The organism is Actinacidiphila acididurans, from assembly GCF_016918855.1.
Taxonomy (GTDB): Bacteria; Actinomycetota; Actinomycetes; order Streptomycetales; family Streptomycetaceae; genus Actinacidiphila; species Actinacidiphila acididurans.
The window spans coordinates 435,586-458,460 of the sequence record NZ_JADKYB010000001.1; the positions used below are offsets into that span (position 1 = coordinate 435,586).

The 22,875-nt window shown below is 70.8% G+C and carries 19 protein-coding genes and 1 pseudogene; 12 read left to right on the forward strand and 8 right to left on the reverse strand.

Annotation, left to right across the window (positions count from 1 at the left end; translation table 11 throughout):
- Positions 1–53: 53 nt before the first annotated feature.
- Together ITX44_RS01930 and ITX44_RS01935 are read left to right on the forward strand one after the other, a co-directional pair.
- A pseudogene (locus ITX44_RS01930) lies at positions 54–650 on the forward strand (transposase); the annotation flags it as partial.
- A gap of 30 nt (positions 651–680) precedes the next feature.
- Complete coding sequence (locus ITX44_RS01935; protein WP_205355163.1) at positions 681–2,438, forward strand: Ig-like domain-containing protein; 1,758 nt, start codon at positions 681–683, stop codon at positions 2,436–2,438.
- Positions 2,439–3,488: 1,050 nt separating this feature from the next.
- On the opposite strand, the gene ITX44_RS01940 is transcribed toward ITX44_RS01935, so the two are convergent.
- Positions 3,489–3,878 carry a hypothetical protein gene (locus ITX44_RS01940; RefSeq protein WP_205355164.1) on the reverse strand — a complete coding sequence of 130 codons (390 nt, stop codon included), beginning with the start codon at positions 3,876–3,878 and terminating at the stop codon, positions 3,489–3,491.
- Positions 3,879–4,061: 183 nt separating this feature from the next.
- Positions 4,062–4,598, reverse strand: coding sequence for a hypothetical protein (locus ITX44_RS01945; protein ID WP_205355165.1), 537 nt, complete (start codon positions 4,596–4,598; stop codon positions 4,062–4,064).
- Between the two features lie 591 nt (positions 4,599–5,189).
- On the opposite strand from ITX44_RS01945, the gene ITX44_RS01950 reads away from it, so the two are divergent.
- From ITX44_RS01950 to ITX44_RS01960, 3 genes are all read left to right on the forward strand, one after another.
- Positions 5,190–6,212 (forward strand): helix-turn-helix domain-containing protein, encoded by a 1,023-nt coding sequence (locus tag ITX44_RS01950; RefSeq protein WP_205355166.1) that lies wholly within the window; start codon positions 5,190–5,192, stop codon positions 6,210–6,212.
- Positions 6,213–7,068: 856 nt separating this feature from the next.
- The gene (locus ITX44_RS01955; protein ID WP_205355167.1) at positions 7,069–9,690 is read left to right on the forward strand and encodes a right-handed parallel beta-helix repeat-containing protein; all 2,622 of its coding nucleotides are present in this window, start codon (positions 7,069–7,071) and stop codon (positions 9,688–9,690) included.
- A 32-nt stretch (positions 9,691–9,722) separates the two neighbouring features.
- Positions 9,723–10,991 (forward strand): SGNH/GDSL hydrolase family protein, encoded by a 1,269-nt coding sequence (locus ITX44_RS01960; protein ID WP_205355168.1) that lies wholly within the window; start codon positions 9,723–9,725, stop codon positions 10,989–10,991.
- A gap of 104 nt (positions 10,992–11,095) precedes the next feature.
- On the opposite strand, the gene ITX44_RS01965 is transcribed toward ITX44_RS01960, so the two are convergent.
- Together ITX44_RS01965 and ITX44_RS01970 are read right to left on the reverse strand one after the other, a co-directional pair.
- Entirely contained in the window at positions 11,096–11,371 is a 276-nt protein-coding gene (locus ITX44_RS01965; protein WP_372440822.1) for an isochorismatase family protein, read from the reverse strand.
- Positions 11,368–11,814, reverse strand: a complete 447-nt coding sequence (locus ITX44_RS01970; RefSeq protein WP_205355169.1) for a MarR family winged helix-turn-helix transcriptional regulator — start codon at positions 11,812–11,814, stop codon at positions 11,368–11,370. The genes ITX44_RS01965 and ITX44_RS01970 overlap by 4 nt, the downstream gene beginning before the upstream one ends.
- A 225-nt stretch (positions 11,815–12,039) precedes the next feature.
- On the opposite strand from ITX44_RS01970, the gene ITX44_RS01975 reads away from it, so the two are divergent.
- From ITX44_RS01975 to ITX44_RS01985, 3 genes are all read left to right on the forward strand, one after another.
- Positions 12,040–14,052 carry an elongation factor G gene (locus tag ITX44_RS01975; RefSeq protein ID WP_205355170.1) on the forward strand — a complete coding sequence of 671 codons (2,013 nt, stop codon included), beginning with the start codon at positions 12,040–12,042 and terminating at the stop codon, positions 14,050–14,052.
- Positions 14,053–14,122: 70 nt separating this feature from the next.
- Entirely contained in the window at positions 14,123–14,497 is a 375-nt protein-coding gene (locus ITX44_RS01980; protein WP_205355171.1) for a DUF427 domain-containing protein, read from the forward strand.
- A gap of 52 nt (positions 14,498–14,549) precedes the next feature.
- Positions 14,550–15,107 carry a sugar O-acetyltransferase gene (locus tag ITX44_RS01985; protein WP_205355172.1) on the forward strand — a complete coding sequence of 186 codons (558 nt, stop codon included), beginning with the start codon at positions 14,550–14,552 and terminating at the stop codon, positions 15,105–15,107.
- 59 nt (positions 15,108–15,166) lie between these two features.
- On the opposite strand, the gene ITX44_RS01990 is transcribed toward ITX44_RS01985, so the two are convergent.
- Complete coding sequence (locus ITX44_RS01990; protein ID WP_205355173.1) at positions 15,167–16,183, reverse strand: LacI family DNA-binding transcriptional regulator; 1,017 nt, start codon at positions 16,181–16,183, stop codon at positions 15,167–15,169.
- Between the two features lie 182 nt (positions 16,184–16,365).
- Here ITX44_RS01990 and ITX44_RS42025 point away from each other — a divergent pair, with 182 nt between their 5' ends.
- Both ITX44_RS42025 and ITX44_RS02000 read left to right on the forward strand, forming a co-directional pair.
- Complete coding sequence (locus tag ITX44_RS42025; protein ID WP_205355174.1) at positions 16,366–18,315, forward strand: discoidin domain-containing protein; 1,950 nt, start codon at positions 16,366–16,368, stop codon at positions 18,313–18,315.
- Positions 18,316–18,578: 263 nt separating this feature from the next.
- Positions 18,579–18,842: an acyl-CoA dehydrogenase family protein gene (locus ITX44_RS02000; protein ID WP_236059714.1), complete on the forward strand. Its 264-nt coding sequence runs from the start codon at positions 18,579–18,581 to the stop codon at positions 18,840–18,842.
- Between the two features lie 92 nt (positions 18,843–18,934).
- Here the strand turns inward: ITX44_RS02000 and ITX44_RS02005 are convergent, their stop codons facing one another.
- Positions 18,935–19,534, reverse strand: coding sequence for a TetR/AcrR family transcriptional regulator (locus tag ITX44_RS02005; protein ID WP_205355175.1), 600 nt, complete (start codon positions 19,532–19,534; stop codon positions 18,935–18,937).
- 124 nt (positions 19,535–19,658) lie between these two features.
- Between ITX44_RS02005 and ITX44_RS02010 the strand changes: the two genes are divergently transcribed.
- On the forward strand, positions 19,659–20,051 hold the full coding sequence (locus tag ITX44_RS02010) for an ester cyclase (protein ID WP_205355176.1): 393 nt from the start codon (positions 19,659–19,661) through the stop codon (positions 20,049–20,051).
- 88 nt (positions 20,052–20,139) lie between these two features.
- On the opposite strand, the gene ITX44_RS02015 is transcribed toward ITX44_RS02010, so the two are convergent.
- Entirely contained in the window at positions 20,140–20,394 is a 255-nt protein-coding gene (locus ITX44_RS02015; RefSeq protein ID WP_205355177.1) for a hypothetical protein, read from the reverse strand.
- Between ITX44_RS02015 and ITX44_RS02020 the strand changes: the two genes are divergently transcribed.
- Complete coding sequence (locus tag ITX44_RS02020) at positions 20,375–20,572, forward strand: hypothetical protein (RefSeq protein ID WP_205355178.1); 198 nt, start codon at positions 20,375–20,377, stop codon at positions 20,570–20,572. The genes ITX44_RS02015 and ITX44_RS02020 overlap by 20 nt on opposite strands.
- 103 nt (positions 20,573–20,675) lie before the next feature.
- Here the strand turns inward: ITX44_RS02020 and ITX44_RS02025 are convergent, their stop codons facing one another.
- Positions 20,676–22,727, reverse strand: coding sequence for a CBM96 family carbohydrate-binding protein (locus tag ITX44_RS02025; RefSeq protein ID WP_205355179.1), 2,052 nt, complete (start codon positions 22,725–22,727; stop codon positions 20,676–20,678).
- Between the last annotated feature and the right edge of the window lie 148 nt (positions 22,728–22,875).

A 22,875-nucleotide genomic window follows, 5' to 3' on the forward strand; every position in this document is an offset into this window, starting at 1 on the left:
TGATCAATCTTTGGGTTCCGTTCGCCGTGGGGAGCGGGACGCGGTAGGACGCTGGCCGTTTCCGGGTCTGGAGGGATGCCGGTGTCTTCACTGCGCTGCTGCAGGGCCTGATCGCTGAGGCCGCCGACCAGGGGAAGACGGACCTGTCCCTGGTCAGCGTGGACTCCAGGGCAGCGGGACCGGCCACGAGCGGGAGGAGCGGTGACGCGTCCGGCGGCGGCAGGGCATCCGTTTGGAACAGGCCCTGCTCGGCAGGTCGCGGGGCGGGCTGACCAGCAAGGTATCTCGCCGCGGACCGCAAGTGCCGTCCGCTGTCGCTGGTCCTCACCGCAGGACAGGCCGCCGACAGCCCGCAGTTCGCCGCCGTGCTGAACAAGGTACGTATCCGCTTGCCCCTCGGCCGTCCCCGCTCACGGCCGGGGGCAGTCGCCGCGGACAAGGCTTACTCGTCCCGCGGTAACCGTTCCTACCTGAGCAAACGCAACATCAAGGCGGTCATCCCGGAGAAGAAGGACCAGGCCGCCAACCGGAAGAAGAAGGGCAGCCGGGACGGCCGGCCCATCAGCGGAGACCCACAGCGGGGTGCCGTCCGAAGCAGACAGGAACTGCAAGGCGTGACACTGTTGCCTTCACAGGACACACGCATTTGACGGTGTGTCAACTATCTGGGGGGATAGCGCGTGAGAAAGTATTCCCGTTTCCGGCGGGTCGCGTCCGTACTGGTTTCGCTGGCTCTGGGCGGCGGCTTGCTGTCCGTCGCGCTGTCGCCGGCCGCGCAGGCCGCCGAGCCGTCGGACGTCTCGATCCAACTGCCCACGATCTCGTACTCGCACATGCTGGTGGACCAGGCGCGGCACCGCGTGCTGATCACCACCGGCCAGTACTCCTCGCCGCGCACCGACGCGCTGCTGGTGTACGACTTCGACGGCAACCTGCTGCAGACCGTGACCTACAGCCCCTATCTGGCCCGCCCGAGCGGCGTGGCGCTGTCGGAGGACGGCAAGACGCTCTACGTGGCGTCCACCGAGTACATCCTCTCGATGAACGCCGACACCTATGACCACCCCGGGGCGTTCCAGACCGATGCCAGTCTCGGTCTGTGCGGGCGGGAGATCGCCGCAACCGGCGGCAAGGTGTATTTCACCGAGCTGCCGGCGAACAGCGGCGTCCCGGACTGCACCAACCCGTGGGTCTACATGGACTACGAGACACCGGGACGCAACGGGGTGAGCACCCAGACGTGGGGAGGGAACTTCCGGTTCGCCACCACCCAGCCCGGCGCACCGGGACTGCTCCTCTACACGTCGACGTACGGCTCGGCCTATCCCATCACGTCGTACGCGACGCTGTACGACGCGGCCAACGGGAAGTTCGTCTCCGGCCGTTCCTGGCCCGGCACCTCCGGCTCGCCCGCCCCGACCGCGCAGGACGCCGCCATCAGCGCCGACGGCTCACTGGTCGGACTCGCGGACGGCACCGCCGGGTTCCGGTTGCTGAAGGGCTCGGACATGTCCGACGCCAGCCCGGGCTGGAGCGCGCCGGCCGGCGCTGCGGCGACCGCGGTGGCGTTCAGTCCGGACGGCTCGCTCGTGGCCCGCGGTCTCGCGGCGCCCGGCGGCGACGCCGACCTGCTGGTGCAAGATGCCGACCCGGCGCATGGCGACACCCCGCGCAGCTTCGTCTTCCAGAACGACGCCGACGGCGGCGACCGGATCGCGTCGCGCGGTCTCGCCTGGTCCGCGGACGCCTCGAAGCTCTTCGCGGTCATCAGTGACGCGGCAGGTGACGCGTACTGGCTGCACATCATCAGCAACGCCGGCTCCCGCTACCACGCGGCATTTCAGGGCCCGTTGACCGTTCAGCCGGGGTCCTCGTACGCCGGGCAGGCGGTCGAGCTGAGCGGCACGATCTTGCTGAACGGTCCGGCGTCCGGGGATCCCGCGCGCCTGACGGCGGTCCGCACGGACGCCTCCGGCAGCCACCAGCTCGACCCGGTCACAGCCGCGGCCGACGGTTCGTTCACCATCGAGGACACACCGCCGGACGCCGGGACCGCCACGTACACCGTGTCGTACGCGGGCGACGCCGAACACGACCCGGCGGCCGACGTCACGACGCCGGTCACCGTGGCCAAGGCGCCGACCACGCTGACGCTGGCCGCGCCGGCCGCCCCGGGTGCCAGCGGCAGCGTGCACATCGCGGGCACGCTCACCACGACCGGTACCCCGCTGTCCAGCGGCACGGTCGTCCGAGTGGCTCGCCGTACGAAGGACGGCGGCGTGGCCTCGCTCCCGACGCTCAGGGTGGCCGAGGACGGCACCTTCTCCTTCGACGACGTACCCGGCCCCGGCGAGACTCTCTACACGGTGGATTACAAGGGCGAGGACGGCAACCACGCCACGTCCGCGGACTGGCTGGTGATCCCCGCGTCGGGGTGACGGCCCGGTCGGCCCGACGGCCCGGTCGGCCGGCGGGTTCCCCCTGCCAGGCCGACCGCGCCGTCCCGCAGTGTCATCCGCGTCCGTGGGTGAAGAAGGCCGAGGGCGCCGGTGGCGACGAACCGCTTGCGGTCCTCGGTCCACAGGCTCACCGATGACGGCCAGGTCCACGGCGACGTCCCTCCACGGTTCGGCGAGGCCGGAGTTCGACGGCGAGGACGACCCGGGCCGGAACCCGGTCTGCGACTGCCCGCGGGCACCGCTCTCCTTGTGCCGGCGGTGCGGGGGCTGTGGGGAGTGTGTTCACCGCCCGGGGCGGGTGTGGCGGCGGCTGCACGGCAGGTGAGGGTGCGAGCGGCCCCGGCCCTCGGTTGGGGAGCCGGGGTCGTGGTGCCCGGGAGGCCTGTACGACAACCGTAGCGAGCGCGCCGCCTCCTGCCACCCCTGCGGGACGGCGGCGGTCATCAGCCGGCGGCGCGGGCCGGCGCCGGGTGTTTCGTCACGCAGGCGTTCCAGGGTGGCGGCGACGTCGCCGCGGTCGTCCTGGTCGGCCAAGAGGTGCGTGACGAAGCGGAGGAGGCCGCGGTGTTCTGTCCGGGGAGGTTGTGGACAGTGGTGATGATCACCATCGGGGGATCTTGAACGAGTGAAGGCCTTCTGGGTTCGGTGTGGATTGCGACATCTCCACCGAACGTCAGAAGGCCTTCATGCCACACCGGAATGCACCCCTGCCCGAGACCGGTCGTCTGCGTCTTGCCCGCTGCGTCGTTGACGACGGCTGGCCGCTGCGTCGCAGCTCGTGCGCGTGGCTCAGGCCGCGAACTCTATGAAGGTTGCTGGTCGGTTCGGGCTCAAGGTCGCATTGCTTCGCCGGCCGGGTGATGGCCGGCACGATGGTGGGTGCGAAGGCATCCGGCATCGCGTTGTCGGTGATTCCGTGCACGAACTTGTCCTCGCTCGATGTTCGTACCTCATGCGCAGAGGCAGTTTGTCTTGGTTGTCCACCGGCTGCACGGCCCGCCGGACCGGCCGCCGGCGCCCGGGGCACGTTCACCGACGCCGTGACGAGCTTCGGTGTGGCTCGGCCAGGGGCGATAGTGGCGCGGCCGGAGGTTCGGGGAAGCCCGCCCGGCGCTGCGGGGTCGTTGTCCGGCGGTGGTCGGTCTCCGGGTGTGCGGGAAGGTCGGTGAGGCGGCGAAGTCGCCAGACGAGGACGTCTTCGATGTTCTGGGCGGTGTCGAGTTCGCGCATCGCGATGGCCTCCTTCAGGAGGCCCCGGGGGTCGTGGCCGATTTGTTCGGCTTGGGCGAGGGTGGCGATCAGGGCGCCGAGGTCCGCCGCGCGGCCCGGAGAAAAGGCGGTGTCGGGGAGGGCGGAGCGGATCGTGGACTCAAGGGTTCGGCGCTTCTGCTCGGGCAGGGTACGGCTCTGTTGTTGCAAGGCGTGAAGGGGCGCCGCGGCGGCCAAGGGGTGCAGCGGAACCTGAGGCCACTGCCGGTAGTGGGGGGGGTGTGAAGGCCGCGAAGTGGTCCGGCGACGCGGGGGTCCCGCCGAAAGGCCATGTGGCCCGGCCGTTGGACGGCCGGGCCACGTGGTCCGTGCGGTGGTGCGGTGCGGGAGTCGTCAGAGCGAGACGGCGGGGCTGGCGACCGGGCCGATCTGGGAGTACGAGGTGCTGGTGGTCCAGTAGACGTCCGTGACCGCGGCCGTCTGGTACGAGCCGGCGGACACCGGGTACTCGACGTCCACGCCGCCCAGCGAGGTGGCGTACGAGGTGCGGACGTTGGACGCCACGTCGACGCCGTTCCGGAACAGGTCCGCCTCGACGACGATGGCGTACACCGCCGCCGTGCACTGGACCTGGGCCAGACCTTCCTCGCCGCCGCCGTACGGACCGCCGTAGTAGCGGAACGGGTTGTTGGCGGTGATGGTGCAGCTGATGTCCTGGGGCAGCTGAGCGGCGGTCTTGGTGACCGTGAAGCGCATGCCGTGCGACGCCGAGGACAGGCCGGCGACCCCGGCCGGGATGGTGAAGGTCCTGCTGGCGGGGGCGGTCAGTGCACTTGCGGTCAGGTGACCGATGTGCGGGGCGCTGCTCGCGGCACCCGCGCTGGGTGCGGCCAGCACGGTGGCGGCGGTGGCGAGTCCTGCGGTGGCCAAGGCGGCAAAGCCCCGGCGGCTCTGTAACGAACGTGCCTTCTTCAGCATCACACACTCTCCCCTGGTGGTTGCGATGTGATCGGATCCGTTCCCGCGTCGCGCGTCCCGTCGGTCGGTCGGAGCCCGGAACCCCCCTGGCGACCGTTCGAGTGTCCGAGCGCACGTGCTATATGTCAATCAAATGTGCTAATGAAATACAAATCGTGAATTAGAGGCCAAGGATTTCCCGGGTGGCCCGAAATCCCCGCCCCTGCCCCGGCCCATATCCCATCACCGCGACCCCTCGGTTCCCGCTTGCTACCGGGTGACCACCGCCCCCGCTTGTTCCCCGGGGACCGGACGGGGGCCTCTCGAATGTCCGGGGCCGCAATCGGGCAGGGCGACCGGCTCGCCCACTGTCCGGGTGTGGAGCCTTGACGGCCGCGCCCTCCGGGCGGCGGGACGCGAGCCTGGGGGACGGGGCCCGCGTCCAGGGCTTCTACGGTCTGGCCCTCTGCTGGGGAAGTTCCGTGAACACACCGGCCGGGAATGATCCGAGCGTCCACAGTGGTGCCTTGGAGACCGTGGCCCTTGGAGGGTTTGAGACCGACAGTGAGCGAGAGAGCGCACACCAGTGATGATCCCGCCGTCGAAGACCGGGCCGTGGCCTGGCACGACATGACGTCCCGGTCGATGATGTCCATGGCCTTCGCCATGGAAGATCCGACTCGGTTTGTGGGCAGCCTGCGCGGAGCCGATCTCGGTTCGGCGCACCTGACTACGATGCGGCACACACCTTTGGCCGCATCCCGGACGCCTGTGCTCATCAAGCGCTGCGATCCAGAGATTTTCGTACTGCTGTTCACTCCGAGCGGCGGGATGACCTTCGAGCACGGAGGTCGTGCTGCCACGCTCAGAGCCGGGGACCTGATGGTCTTCGACAGTTCAGTACCCTTCAGCGCCGTCACGGGTGGCGATGCCGGCGTCGCCGAAACGGTGAATCTCCAGGTCCCGAAGGCGCTGCTGCCCGTGGCCGCCGCGGACGTGCGGCTGTTGCTGGGCAGGCGGTTACCGGGGCAGGACGGCATCGGGGCCGTGACGGCGGCCATGCTGACCGCGCTGGATGCTCAGACCGCCAGGTGTACCTCAGCTGATGCCCTGCACCTCGGCACAGTTGCCACCCATCTGTTCACCGCGTTCCTGGCGCACCACCTCGACGCCGAGCGCTCGCTCGCGCCGCGCTCACGGAATATGGGCCTGCACCTGAGGGTCGAGGCATTCATCCGCGCGCACCTGGCCGAGCCCGACCTGAGCGCTGAATCGATCGCCGCCGCCCATCACATGTCCGTCCGCCAGCTGTACCGGCTCCTGCAGTACCGGGACATTACAGTCGCCGCTTACATCCGCCGTCAGCGACTCGAACACTGTCGGCGGGACCTCAGCGATCCCGCTCTCAGCCGTCTTCCTGTCCATTCCGTCGCTGCCCGGTGGGGATTTCCCCACCATGCCCATTTCAGCCGAGCCTTCCGCAGTGCCTACGGGCAATCGCCCCGCGAATACCGCCGCGCTGCTCTCACAGCCGCACCGACCAGTACCGTGAGCGAGGCTCCTACAGCCGACGCCTCATCGTGCTGAGAGCCCGGCCCGGCAGTTCCCGCCTGGCAGTTCGCCGCCGAACGCGCCGCCCGGGAGCAGCAGACCCGTGCCGAATGCGCTCGCCGTCACCAGCCGCCGGCCTCGGACCGGCGCGGCCCCGACTTCGGTTCACCGGACGGCCCCACCCCTCCTGGGGCCGTACCACCACCACGGCGAAGAGCTACGGCACGGGACTGCCGACCCGCGCACTTATGGTCGCCCGCCGGCGCTGAGGAGTCTTTGATGACCAGCGCCAGGTAAGTGACATTTCGTGCACGGTATAACGGTTGAACAGGGTGCAAATGGTGTCTTTGTGGGAGCGGTCAATGATCGGCGGATCCAAATGATCAAGGAGACGCCGGATGAGCGGCACGACTGTGGACCTCGGAGGGCCGGCAGTTGACCGGGGAGGGCTGGTTGCCTCAGCGGCGGAGAAGGGCGCCGACCGGCAGCGCGGCCGCGGCCCACGTGGCGAGCACGCCCAGGCCGACCCATGGGCCGATGGGTTCCGCGCCCTGGCCCGCCGTCGCCCCGCCACCCGGTTCCGCACCCTGAGTGCGGCGGGCATCGAACTCGACCCGAGCAGCCGCCAGGGGCCGCGACTTCCGCAACCTCGCCGACCAACGCCTACGCACACGCTGCGTCCCCCGGGGGATGCCCCCGGCCGGTTTTTTTCGCCCGGAAAGAAATCGGGCGCGACCGTGCCAAGTCGGGGTGGAAAGGTCGGATCTCCTTCGGAAATGGGTGCGGATTTGCCTGCACGCCTCTAGGAGGCAGGGGTCAACTCCCGTACATTCATGGGACGTCTCCCCCCTGAACTGTCCCCGTACTGTCGCCCGCCTTCTGGAGAAACCACATGCGCAGGGCTGTTCTCGCATGCCTTGTGGCCGTCGCCGCCGCCACCCTCGGGGTGTCGGGCGGCGGTTCGGCCCAGGCCGCTTCGCACGCCACCGATGATGTGCTGCACGTCGCGCCCGACGGCCGCGGGTCGGCCTGTACGACGACCAGTCCCTGCACCCTGGACACCGCCCGGGACCAGGCCCGGGCACTGGTCCCCGGGGCCACGGGCGACGTCGTCGTCGAACTGCAGGGCGGCACCTACCGGCTCACCGGCCCGTTCCGACTCGGCGTCCAGGACTCCGGCCGACCCGGCCACCCGGTGGTCTACCGGGCCGCCGCCGGACAGAAACCGGTGCTCACCGGCGCAATGAAGGTCACCGGCTTCACCCGGGTCGACGCGGCCAGGAACATCTACCGCGCCGACGTGCCGGCCGGCACCGCCTCGCGCGAACTGTTCGTCAACGGGGTACGGGCCGACCGGGACCGCGGCCCGCGGGACCCGTCCGGATTCTCCGTCACCCCCACCGGCTTCCACACCGCCGACTCCTCCTACACCACCTGGACCGACCCCGCCCGGGTCGAGGTCGTGCGCAACAGCGGCTGGAAGCAGATGCGCTGCCCGCTGGCGTCCATCAAGCCCGGCGCGTCCGGCGGTTCGGACCTCACCGTCGACCCCGCCTGCTGGAACAACAACCACACCTCGGTGCCCAACCCCAGCTTCCCGTTCAACGGCGCCGGACTGCCCACCCTCGACGGCATCACCTGGCTGGAGAACGCCTACCAACTCCTGGGCACCCCGGGCCAGTTCTACCTCGACCAGGACGGCGGGCACCTCTACTACGTGCCGCGCCCCGGCGAGGACCTGGCCACCGCCGACGTCGAACTGCCGGTGGCCTCCGAACTGGTCGACGCCGCCGGCACCCCCGGCCACCTCGCGCCGCTCAACGACACCGACTGGCGGGCGGTCTACACCGGATCCTGGGGCTACTCCAGCGGCCGCCACCTCGGTGACCTGAACGCCGACGTGCACTACACGTCCACCGACGGCGACTCGGTCAGCTACACCTTCGACGGCACCGGCATCCAGATGCTCTCGGAGACCAACGACGACGAGGGCAGCGCGGACGTCTACGTCGACGGCAAGAAGGTGTCCACGGTCTCCGCCAACGGACCGGTGCGGCTCGCCCAGCAGGCCCTGGTCTCGGTCACCGGACTGACCAAGGGCACCCACACCCTGCGCGTGGTCAAGACCGGCGGTACGTACCTGCTGGTGGACGGCTTCACGGTGATCCCGGACGCCATCGCGTCGGTGCACGACATCACCTTCTCCGGGATCACGTTCACCGGCACCACCTGGACCGCGCCGACGGCCGAGGGCTACGTCGACAACCAGGCCGGCGTGATCTGGGACCCGACGACCCGCACCCCGGCCCGTATCCCCGCCGCCGTCCAGGTGCACCGCGGACAGCGCGTCACCTTCACCGGCGACACGGTCACCCACACCGGCACCAGCGGCATCGACCTGGCCGACCAGACCCAGGACTCCACCGTGACCGGCAGCACGATCACCGACACCTCCGGCATCGGGGTCGCCGTCGGCGAGGTCGACGACTACTACCAGACCGAGCCGGCCCTGATGACCAGTGGCAACACGGTGTCCGGCAGCGTGGTGCAGTTCCCCGGCCAGGAGTACGCAGACGCGGTCGGCATCTGGGTCGGGTACAGCCGCGGCACGACGCTGTCGCACAACGACGTCGGCTACACCCCGTACTCCGGCATCTCCATCGGCTGGGGCTGGGGCTGGGCCTCGGACTGCACGCTCCAGGCCAAGCAGGGCCTGCCGAACCCGTGCCTGCACGGCACCACCTACGCCGGTGACGAGCACGTCGTCGGCAACCACGTGCACAGCGTCATGGGCGCGCTGTACGACGGCGGGCCGGTCTACACCCTCGGCGGCGAGGCGCTGCCCTCGGAGTTCACCGGCAACGTGCTCTCGGAGTGCATCGACGGGTGCAACATGATCTACCACGACGAGGGCAGCTCGCTGTGGAACACCCACGACAACGTGGTGCGGTTCGCCAACGGCTCGCTGTGGCTGAACCTGTGGACGCCGAGCATCCACGACGACTCGATCCACGACAACTGGTCCGACACCCCCTCGTACAACAACAACGGCACGAACATCTCCCTCCAGCCGGCCACGGTGGTGACCGACGGCAACTGGCCGGCCGCGGCCCAGGCGATCGTCGCCACCGCCGGACCGGGCACCCTGCCGGGCGCGGCGGCGGACGACGACGACCTGCGCGTCGCGTACCACGGCAGCTGGTCGTCCAGCGGGTCGCGGGGTCTGGGTGACCTCGACAACGGCGTGCACTACACCCAGCAGAACGGCGCCTCGGCGACCATCACCTTCACCGGCACCGGAATCGGCTTCCTCACCGAGACCAACTCCGACGAGGGCGACATCGGCATCACGCTGGACGGCGCCTCGAAGGGGACGATCAGCGCCGACACCCCGCAGCGGCAAACCCAGCAGAGCCTCTACTCCGTGTCCGGCCTGACCGACGGCCCGCACACGCTGACGGTGACCAAACTCAGCGGCACCTATCTCCTGGTCGACGGCTTCACCCTGAGCTGACCGGCCGTCACCGACCGAGAGAAAGGCGGACAATGTTCCACGTCAAAGCACGAACGATGCCGGTGCTGGCGGCCGTGACCGCGGCCGTGGCCGCCCTGCTGGCCGCGGCACCCGCCGCACCGGCGGCGACCGCCGCGACCACTTCGACCACCGCGACCACTTCGGGCGACCAGTTGCCCAACAACGAGCGGCTGGCGGCATGGTCGCCGAGCATGACCATCGGCGGCCCGAACTTCGACGACCGGACCATACGGATGGTCGTCCACTCCAGCATCAACGGGCACGCCCTGCGCATCCACCTGTCCAACCTGCGCGGTACCACCCCGCTCACGATCGGCTCCACGAGCGTCGCCGCACAGGCGGACCGGGCCACCGCGGTCGCCGGCACCCAGCACACGGTCACCTTCGCGCACCACACATCGGTGACCATCGCCGCCGGAGCGGAGGTGGTCAGCGACCCGATTCCGATGACCGTCACCGCCGACCACAACCTCCTGGTCAGCGTCTACCTGCCGGACGCCACCGGGTCGGCAACCTGGCACTCCGACGCCTTCGACACCACGTACCTGTCGGCGGCGGGCGACCACACGGCCGAGGCGGGCGACGGCAGTTACATCGCGTCGACCACTTCCTGGTACTTCCTGTCCGGGCTGGACGTCATCTCGCCCGACGCCCGCGGTGTCGTGGTCGCCTTCGGCGACTCCATCACCGACGGGTACAACACCCCGACCAGCACGTATCAGCGCTGGCCCGACGACCTGGCCCGGCGGCTGGCCGGCACCCGGCCGATGGGCGTGGTGGACGCCGGCCTCGGCGGCAACCGCGTGCTGACCGACGTGCCCAACATCTGGCAGGGCATCAGCGCCACCAAGCGGTTCGCCCACGACGCGCTGGGCCAGCCGGGGGTGCGGGACGTGATCCTGATGGAGGGCATCAACGACATCGGCAACAACGTCGCCGCCGACGGCGGCCCGCTCACCGCGCAGGACCTGATCGACGGCTACCGGAACCTGATCGGCCAGGCCCACGCCGCCGGCGTACGGATCATCGGCGCCACCATGCTGCCGGACAAGGGCAACGGCTACTACAGCGACTCAGCCGAGGCCCTGCGCCAGACGGTCAACACCTGGATCCGCACCAGCGGGGCCTTCGACGGGGTGGTCGACTTCGAGAAGGCGGTCGTCGACCCGGCCGACCCCTCGGCTCTCGACCCCCGCTTCGACTCCGGTGACCACCTGCACCCGAACGCGGCCGGCATGCAGGCGCTGGCCGACGCAATCGACCTGAGCCTGCTGCACTGACCCCTTCCCACGGGACGACCCCTGAGGTGGCCGGATCACTGCCGATCCGGCCACCTCGTCGCGTGTACGGACTCGGCCTTACGCGCCGGCCGTCAGGGAGTCCTTCAGGAAGTCGGCCACTCCTTGGTGGTGGCGACGTCGCCGCGGCGGCTCAGGACCGTGATGAGCAGGGTGTGGTGCAGGTCCGGATCGGGGTCGGCGCAGGCGTCGGACAGGACGGTGACCCGGTAGTCCAGGTCAGCTGCCTGAAGGGCGGTGGACAGGCCGATGCCCGGCAGGTCGATCTGTGCGGCCAGGCCGCCCGGGGTCGCCGTGCCGGGGCCCGGTTGTTTCGGCAGCAGCTGCGCGCCGAGGGCGACCGTCGGTCCTGGGCGGATCAGTCATGGACGATCCGTTCCAGTACGGCCATGGCCGCGATCACGGTCTGCCGTTCCTCCTCGGTGCACTTCTTCTGCAACTCGGCGGCGAGCCATTCGCCGCGGGCCTGCCGACCCTCCTCGGCACGCCGGCGCCCTTCGGCAGTGAGCGCGATCAGCAGGCGGCGGCCGTCGCCGGGGTCGCGGCGCCGTTCGACCAGTCCGAGGCCGGCCAGAGCGGCGACCGTGGTCGCCATCGACTGGTGCCGCATGCCCTCGGCTGCGGCGAGGTCGCTGGTCGTGAGCCCGTCGTTGTCGATCAGGCGGGCCAGCACCGACGCCTGGGTGAGGTTGATGTCCTCGGTGCCAGAGGCGGCGCGGATACGGCGCCGCAGACGTCCGATGACGGCCCGCACCGCCTGCGAGGCACGAACGGCTGACGGCGACGGCCCACGATCTTCACTCATGCGGCTCACCCTAAAATCATCAGCCCAGGTTGTCCAGTTTACCTGTGCAGTTTGCCTGGGCAATGGGCAGCCAGATCCCTGGGCTCCGAAAATGCGTTGCCGCCCCCGGCCGGGCTCTGCTGTAGTCGTCGCGCCCGAAGCCACCGACCGAGGAGTTGATCATGCGGGGAGCGTTCATGTCCCACCAGCCGCAACCGGCCGCCCGATCAAAGGACATGACACTTCGTGCACCCGCTCACCACGCTCGACCTCGGGATCCTGGCGCATGTCGACGCCGGTAAGACCAGCCTGACCGAACGGCTGCTGTACGCCGCCGGAGTACTCGACGAGATCGGCAGCGTCGACGACGGAAGCACCCGCACCGATTCGCTGGCGCTCGAGCGGCAGCGCGGGATCACCATCAAGGCCGCGGTGGTCTCCTTCGCGGTCGCCGGCGCCACCGTCAACCTCATCGACACCCCCGGCCACCCGGACTTCATCGCCGAGGTGGAACGCGTCCTCGGGGTCCTCGACGGCGCGGTCCTGGTGGTCTCCGCCGTGGAGGGCGTGCAGCCGCAGACGCGGGTGCTGATGCGCACCCTGCGCCGGCTGCGCATCCCCACTCTGATCTTCGTCAACAAGATCGACCGGCGCGGCGCCGACCCCGCCCGCACCCTGCGCGACATCGAGCAGCGCCTGGCCCGGGACGTGGTGCCGATGACCGCCACCCTGCGGCCGGGCACCCGGGCCGCCGACGCCGTCCCGTACACCGCCGCGGACCCGGACTTCCGCGCCCGCCTGGCCGAAGTGCTCGCCGAGCACGACGACGACCTGCTCGCCGCCTACGTGACGGACGAGTCCGCGCTGCCCTACAGCACGCTGCGCGCGCACCTGGCCGCGCAGACCCGGCAGGCGCTGGCGCATCCGGTGTTCACCGGCTCGGCCGTCACCGGCGCCGGGGTGGACACCCTGCTGGCCGGGGTGCGGGAACTGCTGCCGGCCACCGCCCGCCCGGCCGGGGAACCGCTGTCGGCCACCGTGTTCAAGATCGAGCGCGGCCCGGCGGGGGAGAAGATCGCCTACGCCCGGATCGCCGCCGGTACGGTCCGCGTCCGCGACCGGCTGCCGGTGCACCGCGACGGCGAGCCGGCCGGCGAGGGCCGGGTGACCGCGATCGGCGTCTTCGAGGACGGCACCGACGTCCGGCGGGAGGAGGCGGGCGCCGGGCGGATCGCCCGGCTGTGGGGCCTGACCGGGGTGCGGATCGGCGACGTCCTCGGGCAGGCGCCGGACAAGCCCGCCGCCGGGCAGCACTTCGCCCCGCCCACCCTGGAGACCGTCGTCACCGCCGCCGACCCCACCCGCCGCGGCGCCCTGCACGCCGCGCTCACCCAGCTCGCCGAACAGGACCCGCTGATCGGCCTGCGCCGCGACGAACTGCGCCAGGAGATCGCCGTCTCGCTCTACGGCGAGGTCCAGAAGGAGGTCATCCAGGCCACCCTGGCCGCCGACTTCGGGGTGGCCGCGGACTTCCGGAAGACCACCACCCTGCACATCGAGCGGCCGCTCGGCACCGGCGCCGCACTGGAGATCAAGGAGAAGGCGCCCAACCCGTTCCTCGCCACCGTCGGCCTGCGGGTCGAGCCCGCGCCGGTCGGCAGCGGCGTCGAGTTCCGGCGCGCGGTCGAGCTGGGCGCGATGCCGTACGCCTTCTTCGCCGCCGTCGAGGAGACCGTCCGGCAGGCCCTCGGGCAGGGCCTGCACGGCTGGCAGGTCACCGACTGCACGGTCACGATGACGCACAGTGGCTACAACCCGCGGCAGAGCCACGCCCACGCCGTGTTCGACAAGTCCATGTCCAGCACGGCCGGCGACTTCCGTGGCCTGACCCCGCTGGTGCTGATGGCCGCGCTGCGGCGGGCCGGGACCGCCGTGTACGAGCCGATGCACCGCTTCCGGCTGGACCTGCCGGCGGACGCGGTGAGCGCGGTGCTGCCGGCGCTGGCCGGGCTGCGGGCGGTGCCGCGCACCCAGCGGGCGCTGGTGAGCACGTACGTCGTCGAGGGCGACGTGCCCGCCGCCCGGGTGCACGACCTGGAACTGCGGCTGCCCACCCTCACCCGCGGCGAGGGCGTACTGGAGAGCGCCTTCGACCACTACGAGCGGGTGACCGGGCCGGTGCCGGAGCGCCCGCGCACCGACCACAACCCGCTCGACCGCAAGGAATACCTGCTGCGGGTGCAGAGGTTGCGCAATTGACCGGGGCGGAGCACATGCCTACGGTCGGACAAAAGGAACCGATCCATCGGTCCACTCATGGGAGAGTGCCGTGACACGACCCGTCAAGACGCCCGGACCCGACCACCCGATCACCGTGCAGCCGACGGCTGCCCGGGTCGTGGTGAAGGCCGGCGGCAAGGTGATCGCCGACTCCACCCGCGCGCTGACGCTGCAGGAGTCGGACTACCCCGCTGTGCAGTACATCCCCCTGGAGGACGTCGCGCCCGAGGCGCTGCGGCCCACCGACAGCGAGACGTACTGCCCGTACAAGGGCGAGGCTTCGTACTACTCGCTGGTGACCGCCGACGGCGAGGTGACGGACGCGGTGTGGACGTACGTGAAGCCGTACGACGCCGTCTCCGAGATCGCCGGGCACGTGGCGTTCTACCCGCAGCACGTGGAGATGGCGCTGGAGAACGCTTGACCGTTGCCGGATGAGGTACGACCGGTCGCCGGGGGCCCGCACACTGGTCCGCATGGGTGAGAACAAAGAGCGGATGCTGGCCGGCGACTGGTACCTCCCGCAGGACGCGGAGTTGGCCGCCGCAAGCCGTCAACGGGCCTTGCTGACGCAGCAGTTCAACGCGGCTGACGCGCTCGACCAGGACAAGCGGGACGCCGTGCTGCGGCAGCTGCTCGGCTCGATGGGCGAGCGGGTACGGATCCGCCCGCCGTTCCAGTGCGACTTCGGGTGGCACATCTCCATTGGGGCGGCCACTTTCGTGAATTTCGGCGCCGTGTTCCTGGACGCGGCGCCGATCACCATAGGCGAGGACGTGCAGATCGGGCCCAACGTCCAGCTGCTGACGCCCACTCACGAGCTGGACACCGAACGGCGCCGGGCCGGCTGGGAGAAGGCGCTGCCCGTCACCATCGGCGACAACGTCTGGCTCGGCGGCGGGGTGATCGTCTGTCCCGGGGTGACCATCGGGGCGAACACGGTGGTCGGCGCCGGGTCGGTGGTCGTCAAGGACCTGCCGGCCGGGGTGCTGGCGGTCGGCAATCCGGCGCGGGTGGTCAGGGCGCTGGACTGAGCCCGGTCCCGTTGGGCCCGGTGGCGGTGGCGGTGGCGGTGCCTGCTCCGGGCCCGAGGTCAGCGGTGCGGCGCCGGGCCGGTCGAGCCGCGCAGCACGAGCTCGGTGGCCAGCTCCACGTGGAGGGTGTCCACGGTGTGCCGGTCCAGCAGCCGCATCAGCAGGGACACCGCCATCCGGCCCATCTCCTCCAGGGGCTGCCGCACCGTGGTCAGCCGCGGCACGGTGCTGCGGCTGAGGTCGATGTCGTCGAAGCCGGTGATCGACAGGTCCTCCGGCACCCGCAGCCCCCGCTCGTAGGCCGCCCGCAGCGCGCCGACCGCCGCCTTGTCGTTGAAGGCGACCAGGGCCGTCGGCCGCTCCGGCAGGTCGAGCAGCTCGCACGCGGCGTCGTACCCCCAGTCGGCGGTCGGCTCGATGCTGCGCAGCAGTTCCGGGTCGGGGAGCACCCCGGCGTCGGCGAGCGCGGAGGTGTGGCCGGCCAGCCGGGACCGGCTGGCCAGCCAGTCGCTCGGGCCGCCGACGACCGCGATCCTGCGGTGGCCGAGTGCCACCAGGTGGGCGCTGACGCTGCGCGCGGCCGTCAGGTTGGCCGCCGAGACCGAGGCGATGTCGCGGGGGAGCGGGGTGCGGGGGTCGACCACCACGAACGGGAAATCCGCCGCCCGCAGCGCCTCGAGCTCCCGGCCCGGCTCCGGCGGCACGATCAGCACGGCGCCGGCGATCCCCGGGTCCGACGGCAGCCCCGGCAGCACCTGGACCTGGCGGGCCGCGTCGCCGGCGCTCAGCACCAGGCGCCTGCCGTGCAGGTCCAGCGTCTCGGCGATCGAGGAGACGATCACTCCGAAGTAGTCGGTGAGCACGTAGGGGCAGCGCACGTAGATCGCGCCGGTCGCGCTGCCGCGCCGCGGCGGGGCGGGGGCACCGAGCCGTGCCACCGCCTTGCGCACCAAGTCCTGCGTGTCCGGGGCGACATGGGCGTGCCCGTTCAGCACCCGAGAGACCGTGGCGATGGACACCCCAGCCTCGGCGGCGATGGCCCGGACGGTCGCCCGGGAGCCCTGCGGCCTAGCCACCTGTTACAGAGTTTCGTTTCATACGCGCAGCATAGCGGCCCGTCAGGATCGCCGCACCGGGGTCGGTCCGACGTATTGACAGGGTCCGCGGCGGAACGCTTACCTGACGTGCGCGGGGGATTTCCTGAAAATGTTTCAGGGCGTTACAGCTCGGAGTTACAGCACAGAGGAGAGCTCATCCCATGAGGAGACGCGCATTGGGTGCCGCGGCCGTCACGGCCGCCGCACTCTGCCTGACCGGCCTGCCCGCCGCTCCGACGCTGGCCGCACCGGGCGCGGGTTCGGCACCGGCGCCGCAGGTCTCGGTGTGGGTCACCACGGCCGACGGCACCGAACACCTCCAGCCGCAGGCGCCGGTGGCCTTCCACCCCGGCGGGTCCGACCTGACCACCATCACCGTCGACCCCAACCGCACCTACCAGAGCATGGACGGCTTCGGCGGCGCCCTCACCGACTCCTCCGCCGCGGTCCTGTCCACGCTGCCGCCCGCGCAGCGCGACGCCGCCATGCGGCAGCTCTTCGACCCGGCACAGGGCATCGGCGTCAGCTTCCTGCGCCAGCCGATCGGCTCCTCCGACTTCACCGCCGCGGCGCAGCACTGGACCTACGACGACATGCCCGCCGGTCAGAGCGACTTCGGCCTGAAGCACTTCAGCGTCGCCCACGACCGGGCACAGATCCTCCCGCTGCTGCGGCAGGCGGAACGGATCAACCCGCACCTGACCGTGCTCGCCACCCCGTGGAGCCCGCCGGCCTGGATGAAGGACTCCGACTCCCTGATCGGCGGCCACCTCAAGGACGACCCGGCGGTCTACCGCGCCTACGCCCGCTACCTTGTGAAGTTCGTCCAGGCCTACGCGGCGGCCGGCGTGCCGGTGGACTACCTGACCGTGCAGAACGAGCCGCAGAACCGCAAGCCCAACGCCTACCCGGGCACCGACCTGCCGGTCCAGCAGGAGGTCAAGGTCATCGAGCAGCTCGGCCCGATGCTGCGCGACGCCGGCCTGCACACCAAGATCCTCGCCTACGACCACAACTGGACCACCCACCCCGGCGACATCGCCACCGCCCAGCAGCTCGGCGAGGACCCGCAGACCGACTACCCCTACGAGGTGCTGGACAGCGACGCCGCCCGCTGGATCGCCGGCACGGCCTACCACTGCTACTCCGGCGACCCCAGCGCCCAGAGCGCGCTGCACAACGCCCACCCGGACAAGGGCATCTGGTTCACCGAGTGCTCCGGCTCGCACGGCGCCACCGACACCCCGCCACAGATCTTCCGCGGCACCCTGACCTGGCACGCCCGCACCATCACCATCGGCACCACGCGCAACTGGGCCAAGTCCGTGGCCGACTGGAACCTCGCCCTCGACCCCAGCGGCGGCCCGCACAACGGCGGCTGCGACACCTGCACCGCCCTGCTGACCGTCAACCCCGACCACACCGTGACCACCAACGCCGAGTACTACACCATCGGCCACCTGTCGAAGTTCGTGACGCCCGGCGCGGTCCGCATCGCCAGCACCAACTACGGCACCACCGGCTGGAACGGCCAGATCACCGACGTGGCCTTCCGCAACCCCGACGGCTCCACCGCCCTGGTGGTGCACAACGAGAACGACAACCCCCGCTCCTTCGCCGTCGCCGTCGGCGACCAGGACTTCGCATACACCCTGCCCGGCGGGGCCCTGGCCACCTTCACCTGGCCGCGTTCGGCGCAGCCGCACACCTCCCTTCACCAGGTGGACCTGACCGGCGCCACCGCCACCGCCGTACCGGCCGGCCAGGGCGCCGCCGCCCTGGCCCTCGACGACGACGGCACCACCCGCTGGACCAGCGGCGCCGCCCAGACCCCCGGCCAGTACGTCCAGCTCGACCTGGGCGCCGCCACCCGCTTCCGGCAGGTCGCCATCGACAGCGGTGACAACCTCGGGGACTACGCCCGCGGCTGGCAGCTCTCCGTCAGTGACGACGCCACCACCTGGCGGACCGTGGCCTCCGGCACCGGCACCGGCACCGGGCAGCTCACCACCGTCGACCTGCCCCCGACCAGCGCCCGCTACCTGCGGATCACCCAGACCGCGAGCGCGGGCAACTGGTGGAGCCTGGCCGACGTCCGCCTCTACCGCTGACCGACTGCCCGCGCCGGCACTGCCCACCGGCCGGCCGCCGGGTGAGCCTCCCCGCCCGGCGGCGGCCCGATCACAACCGCCGAGCGGCATCGAGCGCCGTGGGCCCGGCCTCCATTCCCCGCTGCCGGGCCCACGGACGGCGCCGCACAATTGCCTGCCGGAGTGTCAGTCGACAGGGACGGGAAGCGTCAAGGGCACAGGTCCTCCGGGGCCCGGCAGTGGTTGGCGGAGGCGACCTATCTGGTGAATCGGCCGAAAGGACCATGCTTTCGGTCGCGAGGGCCGCCGCCACGGCCGACCTTTCCGCGGCCGAAATGCCCCGTCTGCAGATGGACCTCGCGGATGCGGCCCGTGACTGCAGAGCCGCGGTTGAGCGCATGCTCGACCTGCATGGTACGAGCGGATTCGGTACGTCCAACGTCCTCCAGCGACACTGGCGGGATCTCTCCGTCGCCAGCCGTCATCCCCACCTCAACCCCTACCTTGCGGTCGAGCCCTTCGGCACAAGGCTGGTCGAGCACCTTTAGTCCCGGGCGGAGCCTCTTTGAACCGGTGGGCCGGCGCGAGCGCCTTCGCCGCTTCGGGCCGGACTCGTTTCAAGGGCCTGCATCCTGCATCGTCAGGCCGGTGGCCAGTTCTGCAAAGCCGCGTCGGCCACCTGTTGCAGGTCCTCGCATGTCGCGCCGCCGGCCGCCTGGACGGCTACACCGTTCGCGATCGTCATGACGTAGCGGGCGATCTTTTCCGGATCGGCGCCGGCGGGCAGGTCGCCCGCCTCGACGGCCTGCCGGAACCGGTCGCGGAGCAGCTCCTGGCCGTGGGCACGCCACTCGGCCAGGACGTCGCGGGCGACTCGTCCGGTCTCGCCGGCGGCCAGTGCGCCCTGGACACCGAGGCAGCCGGCGGGGAGTCCGGGCAGTGTGTTGGCACGGGCCGAGCCGGCCAGGAAGGCCATGGCGACCTCGCGGGCGGTGGGTGCCTGCAGCGCCTCGGTGACGTAGGCACCGGGCCCTTCCGCGTAGCGCTGCAATGCCTTGCGGAACAGGTCCTCCTTGTTGCCGTAGGCCGCGTACAGGCTCTTGCGGGATATACCCATGGCCTCGGTCAGGTCGGTGAGGCTGGCACCTTCGTAACCCTGCGCCCAGAAGACCATCATCGCCTTCTCGAGCGCCGCCTCGGCGTCGAACCCCCGCGGGCGGCCGATCTGTGACGTGTGCATCGTCACATGGTACACCTTCGGCACCGGTCGGTGCCGAACTGGTACCGTCGCATTCAACACCGATCGGTGAAGAAATTTGCACAGCTCAGAGCGCCCTTTGGGGCGCGCGGGAAAGAGGAACACCATGACCGGGAGTGATCTGCGTGACTGGTACATGCGCTACGCCGAGGCGCTCAACGCCCACGAGTTCGACCGCATGGACGAGTTCATCAGCGACCAGGTGCTGCTCGGCGGCCAGCCCGGCACGCGCGACGACGTCGTCACGGTCCTGAAGGGGATCGTCGACGCCGTTCCGGACATTCACTGGGAGGTCAACGAACTACTGTTCGACCATGACGGCATCGCCGTCCGCGCCATCAACACCGGCACCCCCGTGAAGGAGTGGCTCGGTGTCCCGGCCTCCGGCGCCTCGTTCGAGATCGTCGAGTACGCCATCTACAAGGTCCGTGACGGCCGATTCGTCCAGATGACGAACCTGCACGACTCGGCCGAGATGCTCCGGCAGCTGACCGCCTGACCGCCTGACCGCCCGACCGCCGAGAGGCTCTGGCTGATCCGCCGACCAGGCAGAGCCTCCCGTGGCGACCTCGGGAGAACAGGGCCGATCAGTGCAGCAGGTCGGAATACTTCGGGCACAGGTACGTGATCGCGTCCTTGGCGTCGGGTATCTCGCCGTCCCTGATGGCTTCCCGGGCGAGCTGCGGGCTCGCGTCCGCCGCGGTGGCGACGCGCTCACAGGACTCCTGCCCGGTCTGCAGCACCGCCGAGGGGTCCATCCCCTTGGGCACCTTGCCGACCAGGTAGTCCTTCTCCCGGTCGGTGAAGGTGCCGGTGGCCGGGGTGAGCTTGGACCTGGGCACGGTGGCCGCCCCGGAGGCCGCACCGGCGGCCGGAGTGTCCGTCTCCGTGGTGCCGTCCGGGCCGATGCCCGGCGCCGAGGCGGCCGGCGGCTCGACGGTCGCGCTCGGCGTGACCGTCGTTGCCGGCGTTCCCGTCGTGGCCGTGGCGACGGGTGCCGCCGCGGCCGGCCGCCGGTGATCACCGCCCGACCCGGAACCGCATCCCGCCAGCAGTCCCGCAGCCGCCAGCACGGCGCACGCCGCCAGCGACACCCGGGCGGCCGCGCTCCTCCCCGCCCCGATCACGGCCGGCCGAAGGTGAGGGTGAGCTGCGGGTGCCCCGACGTGCCCGGCGCGTTGCGCGACCAGAACCAGGCCGAGTCCGTGCCCGTCGACGTCAGCGCCAGGTCCAGGGTGCTCCCCAGGCGCGCGGAGACCGCCGAGGTGGTCAGCGTCGCCGAGTAGTCGGTCTGGACCGCCGAGGGCGAGGTGATCGAGCCCAGCGCGGCCGAGGCCAGGGCTGGTTTGTTCGCCCAGGTCACCCCGGTCTCGGTCCATGTCCCGGTGACCTGTTGCACGCCGATGGTGTCGGTGGAGCCGGCTATGGAGTCCGAGCTGGTCCGCACCGTCAGGCGCGCGCCCTTGAGCACCATCCCGCTGGGCGCGGCCGGCAGCGCGAACCGCAGGTAGCCGTTGTACGCCGAGCTGCCGCGCACCGCGAGCTGCTGATCGGACCCGTAATTGGCGGAAGCCGCGGAGGCGTTGACGTAACTGTCCGCCGAGTCGTTCACCGTCACCGTGGCCGAGGTGGGCGTGCCCGGGGTGGTCACGCTCGCCGCGGCCGACTTCGCACTGGTGTTGCCGGGCGCGTCCCCTGCCGTCACCTGGTAGCTGTAGGTGGTGCCGGGAGACGCCTTGGTGTCGGTGAAGGACAGCGTGGGCCGCTGCCAGAACAGGGAGGCGGCGTACACCGCGCCGATCTGGGTGCCGTCGCGGTAGATCCGGTAGACCAGCGTCGAGTCGTCCAGGTCCAGGCTCGCCTGCCAGCTCAGCTTGACCGCGCCGCCGGTGGCGTTGGCCGCCGTCACCTGCTGCGGCACCGAGGGCGCCCGGGTGTCCGGGGTGCTCGCGAAACGCACCAGGCTCTGCTGCGGCTTGTTGCCGTCGCTGGCGATACGGGTGAACTCGCCGCCCACCCACAGGTATTCGACTCCGCCACTGGCGGCGAAGCTCAGCGCCCGCGGCCCGATCTGCTCGGTGCCGGTGGGCCCGTCGTCGGTGTCGGGGAACCAGCCCAGCAGCTTCGGGCTGCTCACCGGCTCGGCCAGCAGGTGCTGACGGTCGTTCATCTGCGGGAACTCGCCCATGGTGGAGCAGTCGTGGGCGTGCGAGGCGCTGTACAGCACGCCCTGGTACACCTCGACCGACTGGGTGGCGCCCAGGCAGGTGTCCCGCCAGCGCTGGTTGAGGTCCTTGAAGTCCACCGCGATCCGGCCGTCGAACACCATGTGGCCGTTGCCCTCGTTGCCGGTGTAGAACGAGGTCGAGTCCGCCGCCAGGTGCTGCACCGTCGAGGCCGCGGGGATGAAGCCCGGGTAGGTCTTCACATTGGCTCCGGAGGTCGCGTTCACCACGGCCAGGGCGTGCGAGCTCACGCCGTTGACCGTGTCGAAGTCGCCGCCGATCACCACCTTGCCGCCGTCCGGGCTGACCAGCACCGCTTTTCCGGCCTTGTCGGTGTTGGCGGTGAAGGGCTTCAGGGCGCCGGTGGTGGTCACCGCCGCGAAGTGCTGGCGGGTCTTCCCGGCCACCGTGCTGAAGTTGCCCGCGAGGTAGACCGTGTCGGCGGTCACCGCGAGCCCGCGCACCTGGGAGGACACCGAGACCTTGAAGGTGGGCTTGACGGTGCATCCGGGCAGGCTGATCGCCGCGAGGTTGCTCACCGCGGTGCCGTTGACCGCGCCGAACGTCCCGCCCGCGTACAGCGTCGACTTGTCCGGGGAGACCGCCAGCGCCCGCACGGTGGCGGTGCCGGTGCCCACGGTGAAGGACAGCTTGCAGGAGGTGGGCGCGCCGGTCGCGGCGTTGAACGCCTGGAAGTTCAGCGCCTTCTGCTCGCTGGTGCCCGCCGCGGCCCCGGGCGGCCGCACCGAGGAGAAGGTGCCGCCGGCGTAGACCACACCGCCGGACTGGGCCAGTGCCCACACCACGCCGTTGGTCTGCCACGTCGGCAGGTCGTCCGCCGTGATCGCCACCGGCGGTGTCAGCGCCGCCGCCGGCCGTGCCGTACTGAATCCGATGAGCGAGGCCGCCGCGAGCGAGAACGCCGCGCCGACCGTAGCTGCCCTGCGCATGAACCCCCCTGCCTCCGCCCGTCCCCCCGCGGTCACGTCCGACCCGGGTGACACCACCGTTGCACTCCGCAACACTAGCGTTTCCCCGGGCAACCGGGGTGGGCAAGCCTGTGGACAACTCCCCTCTGCGAGTGCGTACCTGACAACC

Excerpts from the sequence above, each read along its gene's own strand:
- ITX44_RS01955 (WP_205355167.1), top strand. The coding sequence starts at position 7,069 with ATGCGCAGGGCTGTTCTCGCATGCCTTGTGGCCGTCGCCGCCGCCACC.
- ITX44_RS01960 (WP_205355168.1), top strand. The coding sequence starts at position 9,723 with ATGTTCCACGTCAAAGCACGAACGATGCCGGTGCTGGCGGCCGTGACC.
- ITX44_RS01970 (WP_205355169.1), bottom strand. The coding sequence starts at position 11,814 with ATGAGTGAAGATCGTGGGCCGTCGCCGTCAGCCGTTCGTGCCTCGCAG.
- ITX44_RS01985 (WP_205355172.1), top strand. The coding sequence starts at position 14,550 with ATGGGTGAGAACAAAGAGCGGATGCTGGCCGGCGACTGGTACCTCCCG.
- ITX44_RS42025 (WP_205355174.1), top strand. The coding sequence starts at position 16,366 with ATGAGGAGACGCGCATTGGGTGCCGCGGCCGTCACGGCCGCCGCACTC.
- ITX44_RS02000 (WP_236059714.1), top strand. The coding sequence starts at position 18,579 with ATGCTTTCGGTCGCGAGGGCCGCCGCCACGGCCGACCTTTCCGCGGCC.
- ITX44_RS02005 (WP_205355175.1), bottom strand. The coding sequence starts at position 19,534 with ATGCACACGTCACAGATCGGCCGCCCGCGGGGGTTCGACGCCGAGGCG.
- ITX44_RS02010 (WP_205355176.1), top strand. The coding sequence starts at position 19,659 with ATGACCGGGAGTGATCTGCGTGACTGGTACATGCGCTACGCCGAGGCG.
- ITX44_RS02025 (WP_205355179.1), bottom strand. The coding sequence starts at position 22,727 with ATGCGCAGGGCAGCTACGGTCGGCGCGGCGTTCTCGCTCGCGGCGGCC.